Consider the following 22781-nt stretch of genomic DNA (forward strand, 5'->3'; position numbering starts at 1 on the left):
ACAGGATGGGATCGTGTTGGAGTTCAGGTGCGAGTTGATGAGGTGTGTGACCCCGGAGGAGGCGGCTGAGTGGGATGAGCGGATGGCCGAGCGCCGAAGTCGGCGGGTGCGGGTCGTGTTGCCGACCACACCCATCGAGGAGCAGGTGCGGGCCTGGCGTCGGCGGCAGCGGCAGGCCGTGGACAGGGGCGGCCAGTGAACGTCACCGATCAGGCGGCGGTGGACGCGTTCCCGGAGTTGGCGCACCTCATCACGTTGCGGAACGGGGGATGGCGGTTCCTGCCGCCGCTGGTGCGGGATGGTCGGCCGGTCGAGGTGGACGGGTTCCGGGAGTGGCCGGGTGGTCATCGGGACGCGATCGGCGTGCGTTCGCCGAGTGACGTGACCGGGTTGCGGATGACCGGGGAGGAGCCGCCCGGCATCGTGTGGCAGCGGGACGGCGGACTGGGTGAGGTCGTGTTCGCCCTGCTGTCGTTGCCACCGCCCGAGGATCGGCTCGCGCCGAGGTTGGTCGTGGCGTCCGCCCCTCCACTGTGGACTCCGATCGAGTCCGTTCCCCTGTAGATCTCCCGCCCACGGTTCCTCGTCACGCTCACGTGGGCGGGTGCTCCGGCCACTCCGTCCCGAGTCGCCGGCCGGAGCAGCGGTGGGGCCGAGACCCTTCGGTCCCACCGCCCGTCTCCTCGCTCCGAAAGGAAAGCCTTGTTCCGAGCGTCAGCTCGGCGCGTCGTGATCGCCGCCCTCGTCGTGGTTCTCACGTCCGCCGCAGCCAGCACCGGAGGGTCCGGCGGCCAGGTTCTGTCGCCGTTCGTCATCGTGCCGTTCGTCATCGGACAGGAACACTGACATGGCCCACAACCCCACGATCCAGGAACGCATGATGGCCGCGGAACTCCGTCGCCTCCGGGAAACCACCGGCCACACCGGACAGCGCGTCGCCGACCTCATCGGGTTCTCCCTGAGCAAGATCTCCCGGCTGGAAAGCGCCAAACGCGGCCTGAAAATCGAGGACGTCGCCGCTCTCCTGACCCTGTACGGGATCGCCAATCCCGACCGTGAGGCTCTGCTGGACCTGTGTCGGCCTTCCCCCGCGCAGGGATGGTGCCCCGCCGCCCGCGAACTCCCCGGTGTTCACGCCCATCTGGAGAGCGACGCCACCACGGTCACCGTCGTCGACATCCTGACCATTCCCGGCCCCCTGCAAACCGAGGACTACACGCGCCACCTGTGCGACGCCCTGCGGCTGACGCCCGAGGAAGCAACACGTCGCGTCGCATGCCGACGTGGCCGCTCGACCGTTCTCCTCGGCGACCAGTCGCCACACGCCACGCTGCTGGTCGGACAGGACGCGCTGCACCGGGTGGTGGGGTCACGGGAGGTGATGGCCGCCCAGTACGAGTACCTGCTGGATCTGGCCCGGCGGGAGTCGGTCGCCTTCCGGGTCGCCCCCGCCACGGCCGCCGTGGGCGTGAGCGGGTTCGTGCTCTGCGAGTACGAGAACCAGTCCCCGGTCGTGGTGCTGGAAACACCGGTGGCCGTGGTGTTCGCGGACCAGGCGCCGGAGACCGGCTACTACCGGGGGGTGATCGAGGTTCTGCTGGACGCCGCGCTGAACCCCAGCGACTCCACGGGCTACGTCGCTGAGCTTCTTCGCAGGCAGAGGAAGGGAGATCTATAGAGCGCTGACCACGTCCACGGTGACTGTCACCCACAGGCTTCGTCACTGCTGTGGGTGACAGTCGTGTGCGGTTGTTCGCCACTCGTCCGGTGGATTGTTCGCTGTCGTCGCACGAAGACGGCTTCTCGCGTGGCGCAGCGGGTAGAAAGCGTGGGCATGACAGCGAGTTGTTCCCAACCCGTCATCGGCGTCGCGACCGAGAAGGGACCGCGACGCCCGCTCAACGCCGACGCCCACGCCCATCACCAGTTCCACGACCGGCTCGCCGTCGCGATCGTCGACGGCACCGGTTCCACTCCGGAGGTCGCGGAGTTCGCGCAGCTCGCCGCCGCCACCGCGGTGAGGATCGCCGCGCGCCGCACCCCGGTGTGGGGGGTGATGGCCGCCGCCGAGCTCTGCGAGGACCCCACCGAGGACATCTCGTCGCCGAGCGGGGCGATCGTCGTGGCCACCGCTCTTCCCGGCCGCTACTGGCAGATCGCGTGGGCCGGGGACAGCGCCGCCTACAGATGGGCCACCGACGGCTCGGTGAAGCGCGTGACCAACCCGCACACGCAGGGAGAACTGCTCCGGGCGCGGGGCGCGAGCGAGGAGGACGCCCGGCGCGTGGACCACCGGATCATGAACAGCCTGGACCTCGCCCACGTCTACGGGGTGTGGGGGATGTGCGTCCGGTCCCGGTTGTTGGTGCTCGCCTCCGACGGTCTGCACCGCCTCCCGGAGACCGAGATCGCCACCGTCCTCCAGGAACACGCGTCGGACCCGGAGATGTGCGCGCAACAGCTCGTGAAGGCCGCGCGGGAACGGAGTAGCGACGACATCACGGCGCTGGTGGTTCCGCACCCTCAGGCCGACGGCTGGTCAACCGGGACGGCGCCGACGGCTGAAGGCGAGGAGTGAGCGCGCGTCAGAGGAGCTGGGCCGCGTCGCCCAGGAGGACGTGGCATTACCTCCGGGGTAATCGACGCTGTGTCCGTCCACATGCCACGATCGTTTTCGTCAGCCCGGCCGGAAACGGGGCCGGGGGCGGCAAACCAGTCCGTGGTGAGGGGAGACAGTCATGAGCGACGTCCAGGAGCTGGTCGAGCGGTACCTGGCCACGTGGAACGAGCGGGACCCCGCCCGTCGTCGGGCGGAGATCGACGCCCTGTGGGCCGAGGACGGCAGCTACGTGGACCCGCAGACGGTCGCGGAGGGCCCGGCCGCGATCGACGCCATGATCGCTGCGGTCCAGCAGCAGTTCCCCGGCCTGTCCTTCCGGTTCGGCAGCCCGGTCGACGCCCACCACAACCTCGCGCGGTTCACGTGGGAGTTGGCGGCGGGCGACGAGGAGGCCCTCGTGGTCGGCTTCGACGTCGTGGTGCTGACCGAGGACGGCCGGCTGCGGAACGTGCACGGGTTCCTCGACAAGGTTCCCGCTGCCTGAGCGGCTTCGCGTCGGGGGACGGTCACGCGCGTGACCGTCCCCCGACGCGTTCGGGCGGTCAGACCCGGTCGAGGCGGCGGGGAAGCGGTGGCCAGGACACGGTGTCGGCCTCGGCCAAGCCCTGGGCGAGCCCGGCCCACTGCTCCACGGTGACCTGGTCGGCCAGGGTGTTCGACTCCAGGCCCACCATCCTGACGAGACGGCGGGCCTGGCGCGCGCCCGCGACCTCGGTGACCAGGGCGTGCACTGTCCTCTGTGGAGAGGTGTAGCCGGCGTGCACCAGCCACCACAGGGGCGGGAGAACCCGCGATCCCATCCCCGAGCGCGGGCGGATCGACAGGTGGGCAGCGTCCACTGTGGGCGATGGGGAGAAACAGGTGCGCGGGATGCGTTGCACCAGCGCGAGTTCGAAGCGTGCCGCCCACCACGCCGTCTCCAGGTCGCGCGGGCGGGGCCGGGTCAGCCGGCGTGCGAGACCCCACTCCACGATCAGGTCGGCACGGCGCAGCCGGGTGCGCGGGGACTGGAGCAGCCGACGCAGCAGGGGAGTGGAGACCGAGAACGGAATGTTCGCCACGACCTGGTAGGGCCGGTGGGGCAGAGGCACGGTCCGCGCGTCACCCTGGATCACGCGAACGTTGGCGGTGTTGGAGAACCGGTCGATCAGGGTCTCGACGAACTTCGGGTTCCGTTCCACCGCCAGCACTCGGGCGCCGGTGGCGGCGAGGGGTGCGGTGATCGCACCACCGCCGGCGCCGAGGTCGACGACCAGGTGGTCCCGGCCGACGCCGGAGGCGCGCACCAGGTTGGTGGCGACCGCGGCGGAACGGAGGAAATGCGTGCCGTGGTAATTGGGCGCGAGCGTACGCGCTGGCATGCGCCATCACATCCAGACTCAAGAAGTGCCAGGGAGTCCTGATGCGTCGTGCCCGCGACATCCGGTTCAGACCGGGAAACGGGCACGACGAGGCGACGGCGCGCCAGTGACCAGAACGGTCACGCCGTGGGGATCACGCCGTCGCGCTCAGCGACGCGTGCGGCAGTAGCAGAAACAGAAGCTCGCGAAGGCTGCCATGTCGGTGACGCTAATCAGACCGAAGTGGAGGGTCCAACCGAATTACCGGTGGGGTGCGTCACGGCCGTGCGGTGTCACCGCGACTGGTTCAGCGCCTTGAGCAGGCGGTCCACCGAACCGCCGAGGTTCCAGCGGTCCCGCAACGCGATCGCCCGCTCCGCGTCGACCGCCCCGGCGGGCACGGCGTCGCTCTCCCGGTCCTGCCGGACCGGCGCGTCCGTCACCACGCGGACCACGGTCGGCGCCGCCGCCAGGTACTCCTGGGCGGCGAGGAGCTTCGTGCGCGCGGCCGGCTTGAGCCGGCGGTCGGTCGGGTCGTTGGCCACCGCGAGCAACGCGGCCAGCGAACCGAACTCGCGCACGAGCCGGGCGGCGGTCTTCTCCCCGATCCCCGCGACGCCGGGCAGGCCGTCCGAGGGGTCGCCGCGCAGCGCCGCCATCTCCGCGTACGCCGGCCCGGCGCCCTCCTCGGGCAGGTCGTAGCGCGCGGCCAGCTCCGCGGGGCCGAACAGCTCCGCCTTGGCCAGGCCGCGGCCGGCGTAGAGCACCCGGACGGGGGTGGGCTCGTCCCGCACCACCTGGAACAGGTCGCGGTCGCCGGTGACGGCCACCACCGGGTCGGTCCGCTCGCGGTGCGCCAGCGTGCCGATGACGTCGTCGGCCTCGAAGCCCTCGGCCTCGGCCGTGGTCAGGCCCACCGCGTCGAGCAGCTCCATGATCATCGGAACCTGCGGCGTGAGGGTGTCCGGCACCTCCTCCGCGCCGTCGGCGTCGGGTCCGGCGTCGGCCACCCGGTGCGCCTTGTAGGAGGGCAGGGCCTCGACCCGGAAGGCCGGCCGCCAGTCCGCGTCCAGGCAGGAGACCAGCCGCCCGGGCCGCAGGTCCGTGATGATCTTGGCGACCATGTCGGCGTAACCGCGCACCGCGTTGACCGGCGTGCCGTCCGGCGCGGTCATCGACTCCGGCAGCGCGAAGTAGGCCCGGAAGTACAGGCTCGCGGCGTCCAGCAGCACCAGGGGAGCGGTCACGCCGGACAGGGTGCCAGGTGGGCCCGACACAACATCGGTCCCACACCACGCCGAGCGGATTTTGTTCTTTGTCCCTGTGGCCCGAATGACTTCAGTGCTGATCGAAAAAATTTCCGGACAGCACGCCGTCCGCCCGGAAAGTCTCCACCTCCAACTCGCCTGCTCAGAATGAGCCCGCACTGCCATCCCGTGTCCGCTGGCGTTCCCCGTCCGGCGGCAGAGCGGCGGGCCACCCGACCGCACCCCGGGTGCGCCCCCGGGCGGACGCGGCTGTCGCGGTGGCGGATTAGGCTCAGCGCCATGTCGATGACGACCACCACCCTGGACCCGGAGGTGTTGCGCGCCCGGCTCGACCGCGCCGGCGCCGCCGCCTCGAACGCCGACCTGGACGCGCTGCTGGTCACCCCCGGCTCCGACCTGCGGTACCTGCTGGGTGTGGGCGGCTCGTCGTTCGAGCGGCTGACCTGCCTGGTGCTGCCGGCCGCCGGCAGCGCCGCGGCGCCCGCCCTGGTGCTGCCCAAGCTGGAGGAGCCCGGCTACGCGGACGTGCCGGTGGAGGCCCTGGGCCTGGAGATCGTGACCTGGGTGGACGGGGAGGACCCGTACCAGGTCGTCAACGACCTGCTGCGGCGCGGCGGCGGCGCGGCCCGGCAGCTCGCGGTGTCCGACATGATGCCGGCGCTGCACGCGCTGCGGCTGCGGGACGCCGTCAGCGGGTCGCACCAGGTGCTGGCCGGGCCGGTGCTGCGCGAGCTGCGGATGCGCAAGGACGCCGCGGAGATCGCGGGGCTGCGCAAGGCCGGCGAGGCGATCGACCGGGTGCACGCCCGGATGGGTGAGTGGCTGCGCGTGGGCCGCACCGAGGCCGAGGTCGGCGCGGACATCGCCGAGGCCATCGTGGCCGAGGGGCACACCGAGGTCGCGTTCGTGATCGTCGGCTCCGGCCCGAACGGCGCGAGCCCGCACCACGGCCTGTCCGACCGGCGCATCGAGGCCGGCGACGTCGTCGTGGTCGACATCGGCGGGCCGGTGGCCGAGGGCTACAACTCCGACTGCACCCGCATGTACGTGATGGGCGAGCCGGCGCACGACGACGTCCGCGAGACCTACGCGGTGCTCCAGGCGGCGCAGGAGGCGGCCGTGGCCGCGGTGCGGCCGGGGGTGACCGCCGAGCAGATCGACGCGGCGGCGCGCTCGGTGATCGCCGACGCCGGGTTCGGCGAGTACTTCGTGCACCGCACCGGCCACGGCATCGGCCTGGACGTGCACGAGGACCCCTACATCGTGAGCGGCAACGACCTGGCGCTGGAGCCGGGCATGGCGTTCAGCGTGGAGCCGGGCATCTACCTGCCCGGCCGGTGGGGCGCGCGGATCGAGGACATCGTCGTGGTCACCGAGGACGGGGTCGAGCGGCTGAACAACCGCACCCGGGACCTGGTGCGGCTGCCCGCATGAGGAGTTCGGGGTGAACCAGCTGGAGCCCATCGACCGGGCGATCCTGCGGGAACTGGCGTCGGACGGCCGGTGCAGCTACACCGACCTGGCCGAGCGCGTCGGGTTGAGCGTGTCCGCGGTGCACCAACGGGTGAGACGGTTGGAGCAGCGCGGGGTCGTGACCGGGTACGCGGCCCGGTTGGACGGTGAGCTGGTCGGCCTGGGGCTGACGGCGTTCATCTCGTTGACGCCGTTCGACCCGGCCGCGCCGGACGACTACCCGCAGCGGTTGGAGCACCTGCCGCAGATCGAGGCGTGCTACTCGGTGGCCGGCGACGAGTCCTACATCCTGCGGGTGCGGGTGGCCTCGCCGGCGGGGCTGGAGGAGCTGCTGCGGCAGATCCGGGAGGCGGCCAACGTCTCCACCCGGACCACCGTGGTGCTGTCCACGCCCTACGAGGACCGGCCGCCGGCCGTCTGAGTCCGGCCTCCCTGTTCCCCTGCGACGCGCGCGTCGCAGGGGAACAGGCGGTTCAGGAGCGGGGCGAGCGCCAGACGCGGCCGGGACGGCGGGCGGCCAGGTCGTCGAACGTGCGGACCCCCACGCGCCAGGGGTCCAGGCGCAGGAGCACGAGCGTGGGGTCGTCAGGGGTGGTGCGCAGCGACTCGCCCGGGTCGTAGCCCAGGGGCGGGGGAGCGCTGCGGAACAGCTCCCACACGCGTTGTTTGGTCGGGAGGTCCTCGACCCAGCTCGCCCGGCACTCGGCGAAGACGGTGTCGTGCGCGGGGGACCAGTAGGCGCAGGACACGTGCGGGTTCGCCGCCAGGTGCGCTGCCTTGACCGGTGTCTTGGTGGTGAGGACCCAGCCGACGGGCAGGTCCTCGACGATCTCCCAGATGGGGTGCAGCACCCGGGTGCGGGGCCGGCCGAGGCGGTCGACCGTGGCGACGGTGGACCAGACGATCTCGGTGGTCAACCGCAGGAATTCGTCCCGCACGTCGGCGAACGAGGCTGTGGTCATGTCCACAGTCTGCTGGATCGGGCGCGGGTGATCATACGGTGTGTTCTCACGCGACGACTGTCTGTTCTTCGTTGACCGCGCCCTGGACGGGATGACCCGGATCGTGACGGAGCTGGGTGACGAGCTGGCCAACCGTCGGCCGGCGTTGGACGGAGCCAATTCCGCCTATGCGCTGCTGACTCACTGCCTCGGCGTGATGGAGCACTGGGTGGGCCATCTGGTGGCGGGCCGGGTGGTGCACCGGGACCGCGCGGCCGAGTTCACGGCTTCGGGACCGGTGGCGGACCTGGTGGCCCGGGTGGCGGCGGCCAAGCGACGCCTGCGCGCGGACCTGGTGAACCTCGACCCGGGCGCGCCCCTGCACGCCGCGCCGTGAACCTCGTCGTGGGGTCCGCCCGACGGCGGCTGGACGCAGGGGGTCGCCCTGGTCCACGTGCTGGAGGAGTTGTGCCAGCACCACGGGCAGATGGAGCTGACGCGCGATCTACTGTGGGCCGCATGAACGCCCGGGAACCACAGCCGCGCCAGTTGGGCCGCCGAGGATCCTCTGTTCCCTGCGTCGGGCTGGGCACCTGGCGGCGGTTCGACCTGCCGGCGGATCGACAGCACCTCGCCGACGAGGTCGTCGCGGCCGCTTTCGCAAGCGGGGTAAGGGTTTTCGACACCGCGTCGGTGTACGGGCGTTCTGAGGAGGCGCTGGCGACCGCGCTGGGCGACCGCCGGTCCGAGGCGTTCGTGGCGACCAAGATCTGGGCCGAGGACGGCGCGGAGGGCCGCGCGCAGTTCGACGGCCAACTCCGCCGCTTCGGCGGCCGGCTCGACCTCATCCAGGTCCACAACCTCATCGGCTGGCGCACGCACCTGCCCTGGCTCGCGGAGCGCCGCGAGGCGGGCGACGTCGGCCTGGTCGGGATCACCTACCGTCGGGACGGCCACATGCCGGGCAGCGGCACCCGGGACGACCTCGTCGCGGCGATGCGCTCGGGCATGGTCGACGTCATCCAGGTGCCCGTGAACCCGTTGGAGCACAACGTGATCGCCGAGGTGCTGCCGTTGGCGGCGGAACTCGGCCTGGGCGTGCTGGCCATGCGCCCGTTCGCGGAGGGCGAGCTCCTGTCCGGCCCGTCACCCGACGAGATCGCGGCCACGGGCTGCCGCACCTGGCCCGAAGCCCTGCTGCGCTGGACCCTCTCCACCCCGCATGTCACCGCCGCCCTCCCCGCCACCGGCAGCGCGACCCACGTGGCCGCGAACGCCGCTGCCGGCACGGCCCCACCCCTGACCCCGGACCAGCGCGCCCTCATCCACCGCCTGGCCCACCACCACACCCCGGGAGCGCCCTGACACAGCTGATGATGTTCCCTGCGCCCGTGCGCACATCCCACAAGCAAATGGTCAAAACCGAGCCCCCGGCCCGCTATTAGCCCAGGTCACGAAGTGTCGGCCCCGCGCGCGCGGGGATGGTTCGGCAGGGTGGCCGAGGTGACGCCTCTGCCCACGGTCGGCCCCGCGCGCGCGGGGATGGTTCCTGGCCGATTCACTGCGCCGGGCTCATGATGAGGTCGGCCCCGCGCGCGCGGGGATGGTTCCCTTGGCGTTTCTTACTTGTCAGCGGTGGCGTTGTCGGCCCCGCGCGCGCGGGGATGGTTCCCGTCCCCCGCAACCGGACCGCTCGCCGCTGCCGTCGGCCCCGCGCGCGCGGGGATGGTTCCGCCGCGCCGTGCGACCTCGCTGTGCCAGTGCGAGTCGGCCCCGCGCGCGCGGGGATGGTTCCCCCCCCTGCCGGGACACCCACACCAGACAGGCGTCGGCCCCGCGCGCGCGGGGATGGTTCTTAGCTTCCGGTAGCTTCCGGTGACAAAAAGAAGTCGGCCCCGCGCGCGGGGATGGTTCCAGAGCAGGCAGCACGACGCCGAACGTCACTGCGTCGGCCCCGCGCGCGCGGGGATGGTTCACGAGCTGGTCTGTGGAATTCTGCGGATTCTGCGTCGGCCCCGCGCGCGCGGGGATGGTTCCGCGTGCGTGGTCACCGCCGTACCGTCCACGGCGTCGGCCCTGCGCGCGCGGGGATGGTTCCGCCGAGTCAACACCTCCGGGGACCCGTGGGCGGTCGGCCCCGCGCGCGGGGATGGTTCCTACGGCACGACCAACGCCACCACCGCGCTGCTGTCGGCCTCGCATGCGTGGGGATGGTTCCTCGGCGATGTGGGTCTCACCAGAGAGGTCCGTCGTCCCCGCGTGGTGGGGGTGAGGGGTTAGACGGCGTGGAGGTGGGGGGTGGGGGTGAGGGTGGGGAGGGGGATGCCGAGGTGGGTGAAGGGGGTGGTGGCGGTTCTGGTGGGGCGGAGGGCTCGGCCTTCGCCGGGTTCGAGCCAGCCCTGGTCGAGGGCGTGGCGGAGGATGGCGGCGGGGAGGGCGCCGGCGAGGTGTTCGCGGCGTTCTGTCCAGTCGAGGCAGTCGCGGAGGAGGGGGCGGCGGGGGCGTTGGGGGATGGGGACGCCGAGGTCGGTGAGGACGGTGCGGCCGGTGGGGGTCAGGGTGAGGCCGTCGGTGGTGTCGATCAGTCCTTTGTGGAGCATGCCGTCGCGGAGGGCGACGCCGAGGCGGCCGGCGAGGTGGTCGTAGCAGTGGCGGGCGAAGGCGAGGCGGTTCGCGCGGAGGTTGGCGCGCAGGCCGCGGACCGGGCGGCCCTCGGCGTGTTCGGCCAGGCGTTCCACGAGGTCGGCGACCTTGGGGTCGGTGATCCGGACGTAGTGGTGTCGGCCCTGTCGGATCGTCTCGACGAACCGGGCTTCGCGGAGCCGGGAGACGTGCTCGCTGGCGCTGGACGGGGCGATGCCGGCGACCCGCGCCAGCTCGCCGACGGTCCAGGCCCGGCCGTCCAGCAGGGCCAGGCACATGGCCGCGCGGCTGCGGTCGGCGAGCACGGCGGCGACGGCGGCCAGGTCGACGTTCTCCACACCGCCACGGTAGGCGACGCACGTTTCGGCGCGCGCCGAGACGTCGTTGGGTGAGTCTTTCGTCGTGATCCAAACACAGTTCGCCGCGCCCGAGTCCGTCGTGCTCGACCCGCCCGTGTTGTACCCGGGAACCCCGGTCGTTCTGTTGTCGAGTCTGAATTCCGACGGGTCGCCGAACCTCATGCCGATGTCCTCGGCGTGGGTGATCGGCAGGAACCGCGTTGTTGGGGCTGGGCCGGACCGGGCAGACGTTCGAGAATCTGCGGGAAAACCCGGAATGCGTGCTGAACTACGCGAGCGAGGACCTGTGGCCGCGGGTTGAGCGGTTGGCGCCGTTGACGGCGGCGGACCCCGTTCCGCCGGAGAAGGCGGGTGTGTTCCGCACCGAGCGGGACAAGTTCGGCGCCGCCGGCCTCACACCGGTCGCGAGCGAGCTGGTCTCGGCTCCGCGCGTGGCGGAGTGCCCGATCCAGGTCGAGTGCCGGGTGGTCTCCACCAGGGTGGCGGAGGAGAACATCGTCGGCGTGGTCGAGGCACAGGTGTTGCGGGTGCACGTGCATCCGGAACTGGCCGCCGCGGACGGCCGGCACGTCGTGGTGGACGCGTGGCGACCGCTGTTCTACGCGTTCCGGCGCTATCTCGGGCGGGGCGCGGAGTTCGCCCGGTCCTTCCGGTCCACAGGCTGACAGTCCACGGACTGACTGTCCACGAACTGACTGTCCCGGATGGACACCACGCGAAGGTCGGGATCAGGCGGATTCCCTTTGCCTGTCCGAACTCGCGGTCTTGTCCGCCTGCGCGTCGCCAGGTGGCGACGTCATCCGGAGGCGCGGACGGCCTGGTTCGGCACCGGGTGCAGGGAGCCGTCGGGTCCGAGCAGGCAGGCGGCGTCCTCGTGCTTGGTGGTCAGGAACTCGCCGAGGCAGCGGCCGAACTGGTTGTGGCCACGGGCGTTGGGGTGGAAGGACTCCTGGCTGAAGTGCTCCGCGCGTTGGTTGTCGCGCAGGGCGTTGAAGTCCAGGGCGAGGCGGGCGAACCACTCGCGGCTGGTGTCCGTGCCGCCGGCGCACGCCTCGTGGCCGCGGGCCGCGCGGGACATGTCCAGGAACCGGGCGCCGACCAGGTCGGCCGCGCGGTGCAGGCCGGCGGCCAGGCGGCCGACCGCGTTGTCCTCGACCCACCGCAGGTCCGAGCTGCGGAACGGGCAGCCGTTGAGGTTCTGCAGGCTGGGGGAGACGGAGGTGCCCACGGGCGCGGCGTAGGACTGGAGGACGAGGGTGTAGCTGTTGTCCGGGTAGCCCGCGCGCCGCATCACGGAGCGGACGTCGGTGAGGGCCTTCGTGACCTTCGGGACCATGCGGTCGACGCGGTCGGACCACTCCTTGCCGGCGTCCCGGTTGCAGTCGGGGCCGTCCTTGAGGAACCACGCCCAGAGGCAGCGCATGACGATGTCGCTGAAGCGGGGGTCGTCGTTCGCGCCGACGCCGACGACCACGGCGGTGATCCGGTTGTCCCTGGCCACCTCCGCGAGGCGGCGCGTCTGCGAGCCCTCGTTGTAGTGCTGGGCGTCGGTGAGGGCGACGTGGTCGGCGTTGGCCCCGGAGCACGCGAGGTTGATCGTGCGCTCGACGCCGGGCACCGCCGTGCGGTGGATCAGGGCGTTGGCGGAACGGTGGCACCAGTTGCCGTTCTCGCCGTCGGTGCCGCGCTCGTAGTCGCCGGCGCCCTCGCCGGAGATGGTGCTGTCGCCGAGGGCGACCAGGGCCCTGGGCTTGTCCTCGGGCGGCGAGGGCGGCACGAACCGCCGGTCGCTGACGAGGAGCAGCAGCGTGAGCGCCGGGAGGATGAGGAAGGCGGCGAGCAGCCGGGTTCGCAGAGGCCGCATAGTGTGATCAGTGTAAGGAGTCGCTCCACCGGTTGGCACCGGCCGGTGGGGCGAGTCCCGCCGGACGAGGGCGGGACCCGGTCGACAGCGGGTGACGCGACGGGTCGGCCGTCCCACTGAAGTGGCTGGTCAACCCCCTGGAAGAGGTAGCTTCGCTGGTCGGTGAAGCGCGCTTCGGTCCAGGGCCGTTCTCGTGGTCGGCCGGCGCGCTCCGTTCACCGACATGAGCAGGGAGTACAGCGCGGTGCCGCCGCAGAGGAACATCCGGTTGCGGCGCGCGCCGCCGAAGGTGAGGTTGGCGACCCGGCCCGGCACCCGGATGCGGCCCAGCAGGGAGCCGTCGGGGTCGTAGCAGTCGACGGCCTCGCCGACCGCCGTCCAGACCCGGCCGTCGGCGTCCAGCCGGAGGCCGTCGACGTCGCCGCCGCTGGGTTCGGCGAACACCCGGCCGCCGGTGACGGGGCTCGACGTGTCGTCCTCGGCCAGGTCCAGCGCCCTGATGTGCCCGGCGGTGGTGTCCGCGACGTAGAGCTGCCGCTCGTCGCGGCTGAAGGCGAGCCCGTTGGGGCGCTGGAAGTCGTCGGCGACGACCCGCGTCTGCCCGGACGCCGGGTCGACCCGGTAGACGTGGCAGCCGCCGATCTCGCTCTCGGCGCGGTGGCCCTCGTAGTCGCTGGCGATGCCGTAGTCGGGGTCGGTGAACCAGATCGAGCCGTCCGAGCGCACGACGACGTCGTTCGGGCTGTTGAACCGCAGTCCCCGGAAGCGGTCGGCGATCACGGTGGTCGTGCCGTCGTGCTCGGTCCTGGTGACCCGGCGTTCGCCCTGCTCGCAGGTCACCAGGCGGCCCTGGAGGTCCACGGTGTTGCCGTTGGGGTGGTGGGCCGGGGACCGCAGGACCCCGACCGCGCCGGTGGTCTCGTCCCACCGCAGGAGCCGGTCGTTGGGGATGTCGCTGAACACCAGGTAGCGGCCGGCGGGGAAGTAGGCCGGCCCCTCCAGCCAGCGCCCGTCGTCCCACAGCCGTTCCAGGCGGAGGTCGCCGTGGGCGCAGGGTGCGAACCGCTCGTCGTGGATCTCGTAGGGGCCGCGGACGACCGGCGCGTCTCCTGCTGGCGACATGACCCCCAGCATGACCGAACCCGGCGGATCCGACGTGCGGCGAGGACGGCTTGCGTCACCCTGCGCGCCCTGCGACAGCCGGACATCACTCCACCAGGTGAAACAGGACGGTGGTCGGGCGGGCACCCCCGCGGATGTCCGTTCGGGAGGTCGGTGACCTGCTGGGCGGCGGGCACTGCGCGCTGGATCGCTCGTCAGTCTGATTTTTCCGACACGTTCGGGTGGTGCGCGGGGGTGCTCGGGCGGGCCGGCGCCCGATCCCCGCTAGACCAACCTTGATCACGTTCGTGGTCGCCCAGTTCCGACAACCAGTGCCGAGACCCAGTTCGTCCCCGGAGGAATCGCGATGCCGGTCGCCGCCCTCGACCACCACACCCGGGAGTACAGCCTCCCGTTCGCCTACTGGATGGCCCGCGCCGCCAAGCTCGCCTACCAGCCGCAGAACGTGATCGTGAAGCAGGCCGACGAGTGGGGCTTCGGCCGGGTCAGCCACCACGAGACCACGTTCCGGCCGCCGTTCCCGCTGGAGGACACCCAGGCGTACACGATGGCCAGCGACCACATGATCGTCACCGGGTTCCGGGGCACCGAGCCGGCCAAGATCAAGGACTGGCTGTCCGACGTCAACACCCCGCCGTCGCGGGGCCCGGGCGGGCAGGGCTACGTCCACTACGGTTTCGCCGCCGCGCTGGAGTCGATCTACCCGCAGGTGCGGGCGGCGCTGGAGGACTTCCGCGACCGGGACCAGACGATCTGGTTCACCGGCCACAGCCTCGGCGGCGCGCTGGCCATGCTCGCCGGCGCCCGGCTGTACTTCGAGGAGCCGAACCTGCGCGTCGACGGCATCTACACCTTCGGGCAGCCCCGCACCTGCGACCGGCTGCTGGCCGCGGCGCACAACAAGGCTTTCACCGACCGCATGTTCCGATTCGTCAACAACAACGACATCGTGCCGCAGTTGCCGCCCGAGCCTGCCTACCACCACGTCGACGTCGTGCGCTACATCGACTCGTCGGGGAAGCTGCGCGAGCGGATGCCCGTGCTGACCGGTTTGGCGGACCGCGCCAAGGGATTCACGGCCGACGCCTTCGCCCCCGCGAGCGACGCGGTGCGGGACCACAGCATCAACAAGTACGTCGACGCGTTGGAGAAGAACATCACCAGTTGACCGCCCGCGCGAAAGCCGAGGTGGCGGCGGAGAAAGGGCGGTCGTGGCGCGGCGTGCGCCAGGAGGATTCTCCGGGAAAAACCCGGAGAGGACCCGCTGACAAGATCCTTCTCAGGTCGGTATCAGGTCGTTCTCAGGAGGGATGCGCACGTACTTCCCGGCTCTCCACGATGGGGTGGCGGGCCCCGGACCGGGGCTCGCGACCGTGGGGAGGAGATCTTCGTGAAACTGGGAATCCGCCGGTTAACCGCGGCCGTCCTGGCCGCCACGCTGGCGACGGGCGTGTTCGGCGCCACCGCGTTCGCCGAGCCGGCCGCGCCAGTGGAGGCGGCGCCCGCGGAGGCGGCGACCGGGCAGGACCGAGCCGCGCTGCAGCAGGCCATGGGGGAGTTGGCCTCCGCCGGCGTCGCCGGCGTGCAGGTGCGCGTTCACGACCAGCAGGGCGACTGGACCGGCAGCTCCGGGGTGAAGGAGCTCGGCCGGGACGAGAAGGTGCCGACCAACGGGCGGTTCCGCGCCGGCAGCATCACCAAGACCTTCCTGTCCACTGTGGTCCTCCAGCTCGTGGGTGAGGGCAAGCTCAAGCTGGATGACCCGGTGGCCAAGTACCTGCCGCAGTTCGGGCTGGACAAGCGGATCACGGTGCGGATGATCCTGCAGCACACCAGCGGCATCTTCAACTACACCGGCGACACCGACGCCAACGGCAAGAACGAGCCCGGGATTCCGTTGGAGGGCTCGGAGTTCCTGAAGAACCGCTACCGCACCTACCAGCCGGAGGAGCTGGTCCGGTTCGCGCTGTCCAAGCCGGCCCGGTTCGAGCCGAACAGCGAGTGGCGGTACTCGAACACCAACTACATCCTGGCCGGGCTGCTGGTCGAGAAGGTGACCGGCAGGTCCTACGCCAGCCAGGTGGAGCAGCGCATCCTGCGGCCGTTGCGGCTGTGGGAGACCACGATGCCGGGCACCCGGTTCGGCATCCCCGGGCCGCACGCGCACGGCTACTACTCCTACAAGGAGAACGGGAAGCTGGAGACGGTCGACATCACCCGGCTCAACCCGTCGTGGGGCGGCGCGGCCGGTGAGATCATCTCGACCACCAGGGACCTGGACCGGTTCAACTCCGCGCTGCAGGGCGGCAAGCTGCTGAAGCCGGAGCTGCTGGACCTCATGCGCCAGGAGCGGGCGACCCGGCCCGGCTCCGGGTACGGCCTGGGCCTGGAGGTCGAGGACACCGGCCCGTCGTGCGCCGGCAAGATGTACGGCCACACCGGCGGCATCCACGGGTACAACTCGTTCATGTTCAGCAACGCCGACCGCAGCCGGCGCTTCGAGATGTCGGTGACCACCGGCTCGTTCGACATCGAGGACCCGGCCACCAGGGACAAGCTGGTGAAGGCGCTGAACAAGGTCGTCAACATCGGGTTCTGCGGGAAGGCGGCGAGCGGCGAGAACGCCGCCCAGCCGACCCTCCAGTCCCTCAAGTCCCTCCAGTTCTGATCCGCTTCACCGGTGCGGTGGGCGCTTCCCGGCGCCCACCGCACCTTTCTGTCCCCACGCCACACGAACCACTTGTGTCTCAACTGTTTTCGCGCTCGTGGGCGAGGACCGGACCGCTCCCGTTCTCCGAGATCTCGGGAAGGTGCGCCGGTGTGACCGGGGACTCCAGCGACCAACCGAGCGCGCCGTAGAGCGCCCGACCCTGTTCGGTGGCCACGAGAACGGCCCGCCGCGCGCCGGCTGCGTAGGCGACCGCGCACGCGGTGCTCATGACCACGCGACCCAGGCCGCGCCGACGGTGCTCCGGCGCCGTCTCCACCTGGTCGGCGACCGCCGCCGTGCCGTGCACCGCGATGCGCCCGTTGGCCGCCCGCGCGCCGTCGGTGGTCCGCACCACCACGTCGTGGACGCCGCCGTCGCTCACGATCTCCACGACGTACGGGCGCGGGGGCGTGGCGGCGGGCTCGGGCGACAGGTCGGTGCTCATCAGGTACTCGGTGTCGCCGACTGTCCACGCGGGAGTCAGGGCGGGCAGGACCACCTCCGGCGCGGCGCACACCTTGAGCCAGGTGCCCGGCGCGGTCAGCGTCGTCGCGCGGTGACCCACCGTGGTCGTGTCCGGCAGCACGTAGCGGACGCGGTGACCGGGAGCGCCGACCTCGATGCGGTGGCCGTCGGGCTCGGCGACGGGCGGGGGCGTGCCCCGGGACACCGCCCAGCCGTGCGCCCAGTCGTCGGCGAGCCGCCGGAGCCGGTCGGGCTCGGCGTGCGGCGTCGGCGGTGACGAGTCGGATGTCGTGATCATCTGCTCATCCTGACAGCGCGTCAGGCGTGCGGACCGGCCTCGCCCCGGTCCCACTGAGACCTGGATCACTTTCGCGGGGTGGGGGGAACACCACCCAGGGGTGGTGGGTTGTGCCCTGTGGTCGGCGCGTCACGTGTCCCCCGGGCTGCATATGATCACGCCTTCGCGGAATACCGTACGGCTGGAGCCGCGTCGCGCCACTCGCCGAGAGGCGACCTGGCGCGCCGACCAACCTCGTGGGGCCGGCCCCCGCCACGGTGGACGACCACCGCGGCGGGGGCCGTTCCTCGTTCGGGCGTCGGGCCTCCGCTCATCCGGGCTGGAACCGCGCGAGAAGCCCGGTCGTTGCCATGGCAAGGACGCGTCGAGGTCGTGGGGCCGTGCGATGGTCGCTCTGCCCAGCAGGACTGGACTCTTCACGATGATCTGGTGCCAGCACTCGGACTGCTGGCGGTGGATCTGCGTGCCGACCTACCTCGGGCGGGGGCCGGAGGGCGCGCGGCGGGTCGCCAGGAGCTTCGGCTGGCACTGCGACGAGCAGCGGGAGTACGACGTCTGCCCGCTGCACCTCGCTGACGGACCTCCGGAGGCGCGCGTCCGCCGCCCCTCCTGGTTCGCCCGCCTGCGCCGTCGCCCGCGCTAACCCGCCACGAGCACCTGCGGGGCGACCTGCTTGATCCGCGTGCGCAGCCACTTCTCGCACATCCGCGTGTCCTCGTGGCAGGTGGTGACGACCTGGAGGAGCTCGCGGTCCCGGACCGCCTGGGCCACCTGGCCGAGGATCACCCACGCGATCTCCACCTCGTGCGCGGCGAGGGAGAGGTCGCACAGGTCGCGCAGCAGGAGCGGCCCGGCCAGCTCGGAGTGACCGAGCAGCTCGCCGCTCTTGCGGCGCAGCGCGTCGAGCAGCCGGGGCGACCCGACGTGGGGCTCGCGGACCGGCGCCCCGTAGCGCTCGGCGAACGGCGCGAGGCGTCGCACGTGCTCCTCGCACCGGTGGGCGAGGGTGTTGCCGAGGTGGTGGACGTCGGGTTCGGCCGTGTGCCGCTCCCGGACCCGGTGGAGCTGTTTGGCCAGGTCCAGCTCGGCGTCCTGGACCTCGCTGATCGCCGTGTCGACCCTCACCGCGTCTCCTCCCGTGCTTCCTCGACCGTCTCCCGGACGCCGTCGCCGCCTGATGTGCCCGGCGCGTCCCCGCTCACCGGCCGTGCGGTGGTCGTCGTCGGGGCGGGGGAGGGGACGCCGCCGCCGTCGGCGACCTTCTCCACCCGGACCGCCGCGACCTTGAACAGGGGCTGGTGCGACACCGGGTCCCACTCGGTGACCGTCAGCTCGTTGGCGGCCCGCCGACGGCCGTTCCCGCCAGGGCCGTCCCCGGTTGCGCCGTTCTCGGTCGGGTCGCCGTCGGTCGCGCCGCCGTCGGGAAGATCCCAGTAGCCGTAGTGGAAGGGCGCGAAGACGACGCCCTCACGTACCCCGCTGACGTGCGCCCGTGCCTCGATCGCGCCCCGGGCCGACTCGACGCGCACGAGGTCGCCCTCGCGGACCCCGAGGCGCTCGGCGTCGCCGGCGGCCAGTTCCACCCACATCTCGGGGGCGGCGGCGTTGAGCTGCGGCGCGCGCCGGGACTTCGTGCGGGTGTGCCAGTGGTAGACCGTGCGCCCGGTGGTGTAGAGGAGGGGGAACTCCTCGCTCGGAGCCTCGTGCGGCGGAAGGTAGTGCGTGGACTTGAGAATCGCGCGCCCGTTGGTCCGCAGCGCCGCGTGGTCGTTGCGTTCGTGGGCCGCGCCGGTCGCCAGGTCGTGGCCGTAGTCCTCGCAGTAGTCCGTGTCCGTGTTGAACTGGTGGTCGGCGTAGAGCCGCTCGGTTCCCTCGGGCGCGTTCTCGTTGCACGGCCACTGGATTCCGGGGCTGCCCCGGAGCTTCTCATAGGACAGTCCACTGTAGTCACAGGGCCGGCCCGCGGTGACCCGCTTGAACGCCTCGAAGCACTCCTCGGGCGTCCGCCACGGGATCAGGGGCGCGCCGTCCTTGTCCTTCAGCTCCATGCGGGTCGCGTAGTCGAGGAAGATGTCCATGTCGGGGCGGGCCTGCCCCGGTGGGTCGACCGCCTTCACCGACAGGTGCACCGTCCGGTCGTGGTTGGTGAAGGTGCCGGTCTTCTCGCCCCACACCGCGGCCGGCAGGACGACATCGGCGAGGTGGCCGGTCTCGTTGAGGAAGGCGTCGCTCACGACGACGAACAGGTTCTCCTGGGCCAGGATCGACCGGATGCGGTGGAGTTCCGGCAGCGAGACCGCGGGGTTGGTGCCCACGATCCACAGGAAGCGGATGGACCCGGTCTCGGCGTGGCGGAAGATCTGCATGACGTGCGTGGGTGGCGCCCAGGTGGGGATCTGGAGCGGGTCGACGTTCCAGATCCGGGCCAGGTCCGCGACGTGGTCGGGGTTCTGCCAGTTGCGCAGGGCGGTCATGTCGCCGTTCGCGCCGGTCTCCCTGGTGTTCTGCGCCGTGGGCTGGCCGTTCATCTGGAACACCGTGCGGCCGGGCTCGCCGATCATCCCGCGCAGCAGGTTGATGTTGTTGACCTGGCACGCCGAGGCGGTCGCCTGGTGCGACTGGTAAACCCCCTGCAGGCAGGTCGAGACGAGCCGGTCGGCGGAGCCGAGAATTCTGGCCGCCGCGCGGATGTCCTCGGCGGGCACCCCGCAGATCTCGGCGACCCGCTCGGGCGGGTAGTCGGCCACGATCGCGGCGAGCTGGTCGAACCCCACGGTGTGGGCGTCGACGAACGCGCGGTCGACGCGGTCGTTCGCGATCAGCTCGTGCTGGATTCCGTTCAGCAGAGCCAGGTTCGTGCCGTTGCGGATGGGCAGGTGCACGTCGGCCTCGCGGGCGACGGCGGTGCGGCGCGGGTCGACCACGACCAGCCGGGGCCGGTCCGGACCGTGCAGCCGGTCCAGAATCCGCGCCCACAGCACGGTTTGCGTCTCGGCGATGTTGTGGCCGACCGCGAAGATCGTGTCGCACAGGTCGAAGTCCCGCAGCGAGCCGGGATCGCCGTCGGTGCCGAAGGTCTCCTTCAACGCGAAGTCGGCGGTGGCCGTGCACAGCCGGGTGTTGCCGTCCAGGTGCGGGGTGCCGATGCCGGCGCGCACGAGCAGCGACAGGGTGTAGTAGTCCTCCAGGAAGAGCTGCCCGCTGTTGTAGAAGCCCATGGCCAGCGGGCCGTGTTCGTCCAGCACCTGCCGGGATCGCTCGACCACCAGGCCCATCGCCTCGTCCCAGCTCGCCGGCCGGAGCTCGCCGTCGCGGCGCACCAACGGCTCGGTCAGCCGGTCCGGCGAGTTGTTCGCCTGCCAGCCGAACAGCCCCTTCGGGCCGAGGCGGCCGTGGCTGACCCGGTCGGAGGCGCGGCCCCTGACCCCGACGATCTGTCCGGAGTGGACAGCGATGTCCATGCCGCAGCCGTTGGAGCAGAGCACGCACGCGGAGGGGACCCACTGGACCTCCCCCTCCGGCACGCCCTCGGCGAGGTACTGGTCGACCCGCACCGGCCAGGGGGAGTCCGCGCCGTGGGGAGTGCGGGCTCCCCAGATGTCCGCGATGCGATCCGCCACGGTCCTCTCCTTCCCCCCGAGCCGGGTGCTCAATCGGGATCGGCCGCCCGAACTCCGGTCACCAGGAGGAACGGTGGGCGCCGGCGCTCCAGGGCCCACCCCCGGGAGGCCAGCAACGCCGGCTCGGCCACCCCGGCGGCGTCGGCCAGCACCGGGCCGTCGACGCGCAGGTCGTGGAACCCGGCGCCGCCGAACAGCTCGCGGTAGGTGCGCGTTGGCCAGTAGACGTTCACGATCCGCCGCCACGACCCGTCGGCGCGGCGGACCTGGACCGGGATGGGTTGGCCCGCCCGGTAGCGGACGCCGGGCTCACCCCGGCGGAAGCTCTCGAACCGCACCCCGTCCACCTGGTCGGGGTGCGGGCCCAGCGCGGTGAACCGGCCGCCGGGCCGCAGCACGCGCGCGACCTCCGCCAGCAGCGCGCGCAGGCGGTCGAGCTCGGCGATCGCGTTGAAGACGAAGCAGGCCGTGGCCGCGTCCACGGCGGCGTCGGGCAGGAACGGCAGCCGGTCCTCGACGCTGAGGTGGTAGCTGACCAGGGGGTCCGCCGCGTGCCGCCGGGCCAGCGCCAGCATGGGCGGCGACGGGTCCGCGCCGATCACGCGGACGCCGTGCCGCCGGGCCAGCCACCGGCTGAACACGCCGGTGCCGCAGCCGAGGTCGAGCACCGTCCGGCGCCCGTCGTCCGCGCCGGCGGTCAGGCCCAGCGCCAGCGGCACGAACGGGTAGCCCAACACCCAGCAGACGGCGTCGTCCCAGGACTGGTAGTCCTCGGCGGTGCCCGGATCGCGGTACGAGATCACCTCGTCCGCGTCGAGCCCGGTGCGATCGGCGGGAACGCCCATGCCGACCTCCCGACGACGAGACTGCTCCGACTGGGTGTCCCCTCCATGGTCGAGCAGATCCCGGGTGCTGGCGCGGCGACGGGTGCTGGCACTTTCGGGGGAGAGCAGCGCCTCCAGCGGGTTCCACGCGTGGCACCGCCCCGGTGCTGATCACCCCGCGTGGCTGTCTTTCACTCCTTCGTGTGAGGGGTGCGCTGCTGGTGGTCCTCGATGACGCGGGCGTGGCCGTCGAGCAGGGCGCGCAGGCCCAGCTCGAACAACACGTCCAGATCGAGGTCGTAGCCCGTCTCGGCGAAGCTCGCCATCACCGACCCGAACACGGGGTAGCGGCCGGAGGCCACCAGGTCGGCGAACGCCCGCTGCTGGCTGTCCATCCACTCGTCCTCGGTCAGGCCGGTGGCCGCCTCGGCCTGCGCCTCCTGCTCCAGGTTCGCCGCCAGGCCCTGGACGAAGGCGTGCACCAGGACGTGCAGGTTGACCATGGTGGTCGGGTCCAGGCCGAGGCCGTCGAGCGCCCCGATCATCCACTCGGCGCCAGCCACGACGTTCGGCAGGGCCAGCGGGCGGGTCAGCAGGTGGCGCTGCGCGAGCCAGGGGTGTCGGCGGTGCAGCGCCCACAGCTCGCGCGCGCCGGTCTCCACCCGCTCCCGCCACCCCGGCGGCGGTCGCTCGGAGTAGCGCAGTTCGCCGAAGACGGCGTCGATCATCAGGCGCACGAGGTCGTCCTTGCCGGCGACGTGCCGGTAGGGCGACATGGTGCCGACGCCGAGCCGGGCGGCCACCGCGCGCATCGACAGGCCGGCCAGCCCCTCGGCGTCGGCGATCTCGATCGCGGCCCGCACGACGCGCTCGCGGGTCAGCTCGTGGTCGGGGTCCGCCACCGGTGCCCGCCTCGGCGCGCGGGACGGGGACCCGCCGGACCCGCCGGGCCCGGCCGCCTCCGGCCGTCGGCCGGATTCGGCGACCACCGTGCCGATCCTCGGCTCGGTGCGGACGAATCCCTGCTGGCGCAAGGTGTTCAGCGCCTTGGTAGCGGTGGCGTGCGCGACGCCCCACTCCCTGGCGACCTGCCGGGTGGAGGGTACCGGGTCGCCGGGGGCGAGATCTCCCTCCACGATCCGCCGCCGGATCTCGGCCACGATGCGCAGGTAGGGCGGCTCCGCCACTGACCCTCCCCACGTGTTCTAGTACAGATTCCCGGAAAGATGACAGA

24 protein-coding genes and 1 CRISPR repeat array are annotated in these 22781 nt (G+C 71.9%); of the genes, 13 read left to right on the forward strand and 11 right to left on the reverse strand.

The features are described 5' to 3' along the window. Window positions 1–37 precede the first annotated feature (37 nt). The 5 genes from BUE43_RS34110 to BUE43_RS08685 all read left to right on the forward strand — a co-directional run bounded on the left by BUE43_RS34110 (window position 38) and on the right by BUE43_RS08685 (window position 3104). On the forward strand, window positions 38–199 hold the full coding sequence (locus tag BUE43_RS34110; protein ID WP_159447715.1) for a hypothetical protein: 162 nt from the start codon (window positions 38–40) through the stop codon (window positions 197–199). After that, entirely contained in the window at window positions 196–564 is a 369-nt protein-coding gene (locus BUE43_RS08670) for a hypothetical protein (RefSeq protein WP_073480833.1), read from the forward strand. The genes BUE43_RS34110 and BUE43_RS08670 overlap by 4 nt, the downstream gene beginning before the upstream one ends. 283 nt (window positions 565–847) lie before the next feature. Continuing rightward, entirely contained in the window at window positions 848–1678 is an 831-nt protein-coding gene (locus BUE43_RS08675) for a helix-turn-helix domain-containing protein (RefSeq protein ID WP_073480834.1), read from the forward strand. Between the two features lie 156 nt (window positions 1679–1834). Then, window positions 1835–2578 carry a PP2C family protein-serine/threonine phosphatase gene (locus tag BUE43_RS08680; protein WP_143174031.1) on the forward strand — a complete coding sequence of 248 codons (744 nt, stop codon included), beginning with the start codon at window positions 1835–1837 and terminating at the stop codon, window positions 2576–2578. Window positions 2579–2738: 160 nt separating this feature from the next. Then, a complete protein-coding gene (locus BUE43_RS08685) occupies window positions 2739–3104 on the forward strand; it encodes a nuclear transport factor 2 family protein (protein WP_073480836.1) in 366 nt (121 codons plus the stop codon). A gap of 58 nt (window positions 3105–3162) precedes the next feature. Here BUE43_RS08685 and BUE43_RS08690 read toward each other — a convergent pair whose 3' ends face one another. Both BUE43_RS08690 and BUE43_RS08695 read right to left on the reverse strand, forming a co-directional pair. Beyond that, complete coding sequence (locus BUE43_RS08690; protein WP_073480837.1) at window positions 3163–3981, reverse strand: ribosomal RNA small subunit methyltransferase A; 819 nt, start codon at window positions 3979–3981, stop codon at window positions 3163–3165. Window positions 3982–4253: 272 nt separating this feature from the next. Continuing rightward, window positions 4254–5207, reverse strand: coding sequence for a 5'-3' exonuclease (locus BUE43_RS08695; RefSeq protein ID WP_073480838.1), 954 nt, complete (start codon window positions 5205–5207; stop codon window positions 4254–4256). Between the two features lie 300 nt (window positions 5208–5507). On the opposite strand from BUE43_RS08695, the gene BUE43_RS08700 reads away from it, so the two are divergent. Both BUE43_RS08700 and BUE43_RS08705 read left to right on the forward strand, forming a co-directional pair. Next, on the forward strand, window positions 5508–6662 hold the full coding sequence (locus BUE43_RS08700) for a M24 family metallopeptidase (RefSeq protein WP_073480839.1): 1155 nt from the start codon (window positions 5508–5510) through the stop codon (window positions 6660–6662). A gap of 10 nt (window positions 6663–6672) precedes the next feature. Continuing rightward, on the forward strand, window positions 6673–7122 hold the full coding sequence (locus BUE43_RS08705; protein ID WP_200797416.1) for an Lrp/AsnC family transcriptional regulator: 450 nt from the start codon (window positions 6673–6675) through the stop codon (window positions 7120–7122). A gap of 52 nt (window positions 7123–7174) precedes the next feature. Here the strand turns inward: BUE43_RS08705 and BUE43_RS08710 are convergent, their stop codons facing one another. Then, window positions 7175–7663, reverse strand: a complete 489-nt coding sequence (locus BUE43_RS08710) for a pyridoxamine 5'-phosphate oxidase family protein (RefSeq protein ID WP_073480840.1) — start codon at window positions 7661–7663, stop codon at window positions 7175–7177. A gap of 91 nt (window positions 7664–7754) precedes the next feature. Between BUE43_RS08710 and BUE43_RS08715 the strand changes: the two genes are divergently transcribed. Further along, window positions 7755–8039, forward strand: a complete 285-nt coding sequence (locus BUE43_RS08715) for a DinB family protein (RefSeq protein WP_407697099.1) — start codon at window positions 7755–7757, stop codon at window positions 8037–8039. A 122-nt stretch (window positions 8040–8161) separates the two neighbouring features. Further along, window positions 8162–9007: an aldo/keto reductase gene (locus tag BUE43_RS08720; protein WP_143174032.1), complete on the forward strand. Its 846-nt coding sequence runs from the start codon at window positions 8162–8164 to the stop codon at window positions 9005–9007. A 95-nt stretch (window positions 9008–9102) separates the two neighbouring features. Then, window positions 9103–9498: a CRISPR direct-repeat array (repeat unit 28 nt; unit sequence GTCGGCCCCGCGCGCGCGGGGATGGTTC). Window positions 9499–9918: 420 nt separating this feature from the next. On the opposite strand, the gene BUE43_RS08725 is transcribed toward BUE43_RS08720, so the two are convergent. Continuing rightward, window positions 9919–10623: an ArsR/SmtB family transcription factor gene (locus BUE43_RS08725; protein ID WP_073480842.1), complete on the reverse strand. Its 705-nt coding sequence runs from the start codon at window positions 10621–10623 to the stop codon at window positions 9919–9921. Window positions 10624–10844: 221 nt separating this feature from the next. Between BUE43_RS08725 and BUE43_RS08730 the strand changes: the two genes are divergently transcribed. After that, on the forward strand, window positions 10845–11309 hold the full coding sequence (locus BUE43_RS08730; protein ID WP_234995607.1) for a flavin reductase family protein: 465 nt from the start codon (window positions 10845–10847) through the stop codon (window positions 11307–11309). 131 nt (window positions 11310–11440) lie between these two features. On the opposite strand, the gene BUE43_RS08735 is transcribed toward BUE43_RS08730, so the two are convergent. Continuing rightward, a complete protein-coding gene (locus tag BUE43_RS08735) occupies window positions 11441–12508 on the reverse strand; it encodes a GDSL-type esterase/lipase family protein (protein WP_073480843.1) in 1068 nt (355 codons plus the stop codon). Window positions 12509–12637: 129 nt separating this feature from the next. Next, the gene (locus tag BUE43_RS08740; RefSeq protein WP_083959515.1) at window positions 12638–13630 is read right to left on the reverse strand and encodes an SMP-30/gluconolactonase/LRE family protein; all 993 of its coding nucleotides are present in this window, start codon (window positions 13628–13630) and stop codon (window positions 12638–12640) included. Between the two features lie 346 nt (window positions 13631–13976). On the opposite strand from BUE43_RS08740, the gene BUE43_RS08745 reads away from it, so the two are divergent. After that, entirely contained in the window at window positions 13977–14798 is an 822-nt protein-coding gene (locus BUE43_RS08745) for a lipase family protein (protein WP_073480845.1), read from the forward strand. Between the two features lie 222 nt (window positions 14799–15020). Beyond that, window positions 15021–16298: a serine hydrolase domain-containing protein gene (locus BUE43_RS08750; RefSeq protein ID WP_073480846.1), complete on the forward strand. Its 1278-nt coding sequence runs from the start codon at window positions 15021–15023 to the stop codon at window positions 16296–16298. Window positions 16299–16377: 79 nt separating this feature from the next. On the opposite strand, the gene BUE43_RS08755 is transcribed toward BUE43_RS08750, so the two are convergent. Further along, entirely contained in the window at window positions 16378–17103 is a 726-nt protein-coding gene (locus tag BUE43_RS08755) for a GNAT family N-acetyltransferase (protein WP_143174033.1), read from the reverse strand. 421 nt (window positions 17104–17524) lie between these two features. Here BUE43_RS08755 and BUE43_RS08760 point away from each other — a divergent pair, with 421 nt between their 5' ends. Further along, complete coding sequence (locus BUE43_RS08760) at window positions 17525–17746, forward strand: hypothetical protein (protein ID WP_143174034.1); 222 nt, start codon at window positions 17525–17527, stop codon at window positions 17744–17746. Here BUE43_RS08760 and BUE43_RS08765 read toward each other — a convergent pair. The 4 genes from BUE43_RS08765 to BUE43_RS08780 form a co-directional block, all read right to left on the reverse strand. Next, entirely contained in the window at window positions 17743–18228 is a 486-nt protein-coding gene (locus BUE43_RS08765; RefSeq protein WP_073480848.1) for a hypothetical protein, read from the reverse strand. The two genes, BUE43_RS08760 and BUE43_RS08765, sit on opposite strands and share 4 nt — an antisense overlap. Next, complete coding sequence (locus BUE43_RS08770) at window positions 18225–20723, reverse strand: molybdopterin oxidoreductase family protein (RefSeq protein ID WP_073480849.1); 2499 nt, start codon at window positions 20721–20723, stop codon at window positions 18225–18227. The genes BUE43_RS08765 and BUE43_RS08770 overlap by 4 nt, the downstream gene beginning before the upstream one ends. A 29-nt stretch (window positions 20724–20752) precedes the next feature. Then, window positions 20753–21568, reverse strand: a complete 816-nt coding sequence (locus tag BUE43_RS08775) for a class I SAM-dependent methyltransferase (protein WP_073480850.1) — start codon at window positions 21566–21568, stop codon at window positions 20753–20755. 170 nt (window positions 21569–21738) lie between these two features. After that, window positions 21739–22734 carry a TetR/AcrR family transcriptional regulator C-terminal domain-containing protein gene (locus BUE43_RS08780; protein ID WP_073480851.1) on the reverse strand — a complete coding sequence of 332 codons (996 nt, stop codon included), beginning with the start codon at window positions 22732–22734 and terminating at the stop codon, window positions 21739–21741. Between the last annotated feature and the right edge of the window lie 47 nt (window positions 22735–22781).

Source organism: Streptoalloteichus hindustanus (assembly GCF_900129375.1).
Taxonomy (GTDB): Bacteria; Actinomycetota; Actinomycetes; order Mycobacteriales; family Pseudonocardiaceae; genus Streptoalloteichus; species Streptoalloteichus hindustanus.

Excerpts from the sequence above, each read along its gene's own strand:
- BUE43_RS08735 (WP_073480843.1), bottom strand. The coding sequence starts at position 12,508 with ATGCGGCCTCTGCGAACCCGGCTGCTCGCCGCCTTCCTCATCCTCCCG.
- BUE43_RS08700 (WP_073480839.1), top strand. The coding sequence starts at position 5,508 with ATGTCGATGACGACCACCACCCTGGACCCGGAGGTGTTGCGCGCCCGG.
- BUE43_RS08690 (WP_073480837.1), bottom strand. The coding sequence starts at position 3,981 with ATGCCAGCGCGTACGCTCGCGCCCAATTACCACGGCACGCATTTCCTC.
- BUE43_RS08680 (WP_143174031.1), top strand. The coding sequence starts at position 1,835 with ATGACAGCGAGTTGTTCCCAACCCGTCATCGGCGTCGCGACCGAGAAG.
- BUE43_RS08685 (WP_073480836.1), top strand. The coding sequence starts at position 2,739 with ATGAGCGACGTCCAGGAGCTGGTCGAGCGGTACCTGGCCACGTGGAAC.
- BUE43_RS08745 (WP_073480845.1), top strand. The coding sequence starts at position 13,977 with ATGCCGGTCGCCGCCCTCGACCACCACACCCGGGAGTACAGCCTCCCG.
- BUE43_RS34110 (WP_159447715.1), top strand. The coding sequence starts at position 38 with ATGAGGTGTGTGACCCCGGAGGAGGCGGCTGAGTGGGATGAGCGGATG.
- BUE43_RS08720 (WP_143174032.1), top strand. The coding sequence starts at position 8,162 with ATGAACGCCCGGGAACCACAGCCGCGCCAGTTGGGCCGCCGAGGATCC.
- BUE43_RS08740 (WP_083959515.1), bottom strand. The coding sequence starts at position 13,630 with ATGTCGCCAGCAGGAGACGCGCCGGTCGTCCGCGGCCCCTACGAGATC.
- BUE43_RS08715 (WP_407697099.1), top strand. The coding sequence starts at position 7,755 with ATGACCCGGATCGTGACGGAGCTGGGTGACGAGCTGGCCAACCGTCGG.
- BUE43_RS08775 (WP_073480850.1), bottom strand. The coding sequence starts at position 21,568 with ATGGGCGTTCCCGCCGATCGCACCGGGCTCGACGCGGACGAGGTGATC.
- BUE43_RS08710 (WP_073480840.1), bottom strand. The coding sequence starts at position 7,663 with ATGACCACAGCCTCGTTCGCCGACGTGCGGGACGAATTCCTGCGGTTG.
- BUE43_RS08760 (WP_143174034.1), top strand. The coding sequence starts at position 17,525 with ATGATCTGGTGCCAGCACTCGGACTGCTGGCGGTGGATCTGCGTGCCG.
- BUE43_RS08675 (WP_073480834.1), top strand. The coding sequence starts at position 848 with ATGGCCCACAACCCCACGATCCAGGAACGCATGATGGCCGCGGAACTC.
- BUE43_RS08755 (WP_143174033.1), bottom strand. The coding sequence starts at position 17,103 with ATGATCACGACATCCGACTCGTCACCGCCGACGCCGCACGCCGAGCCC.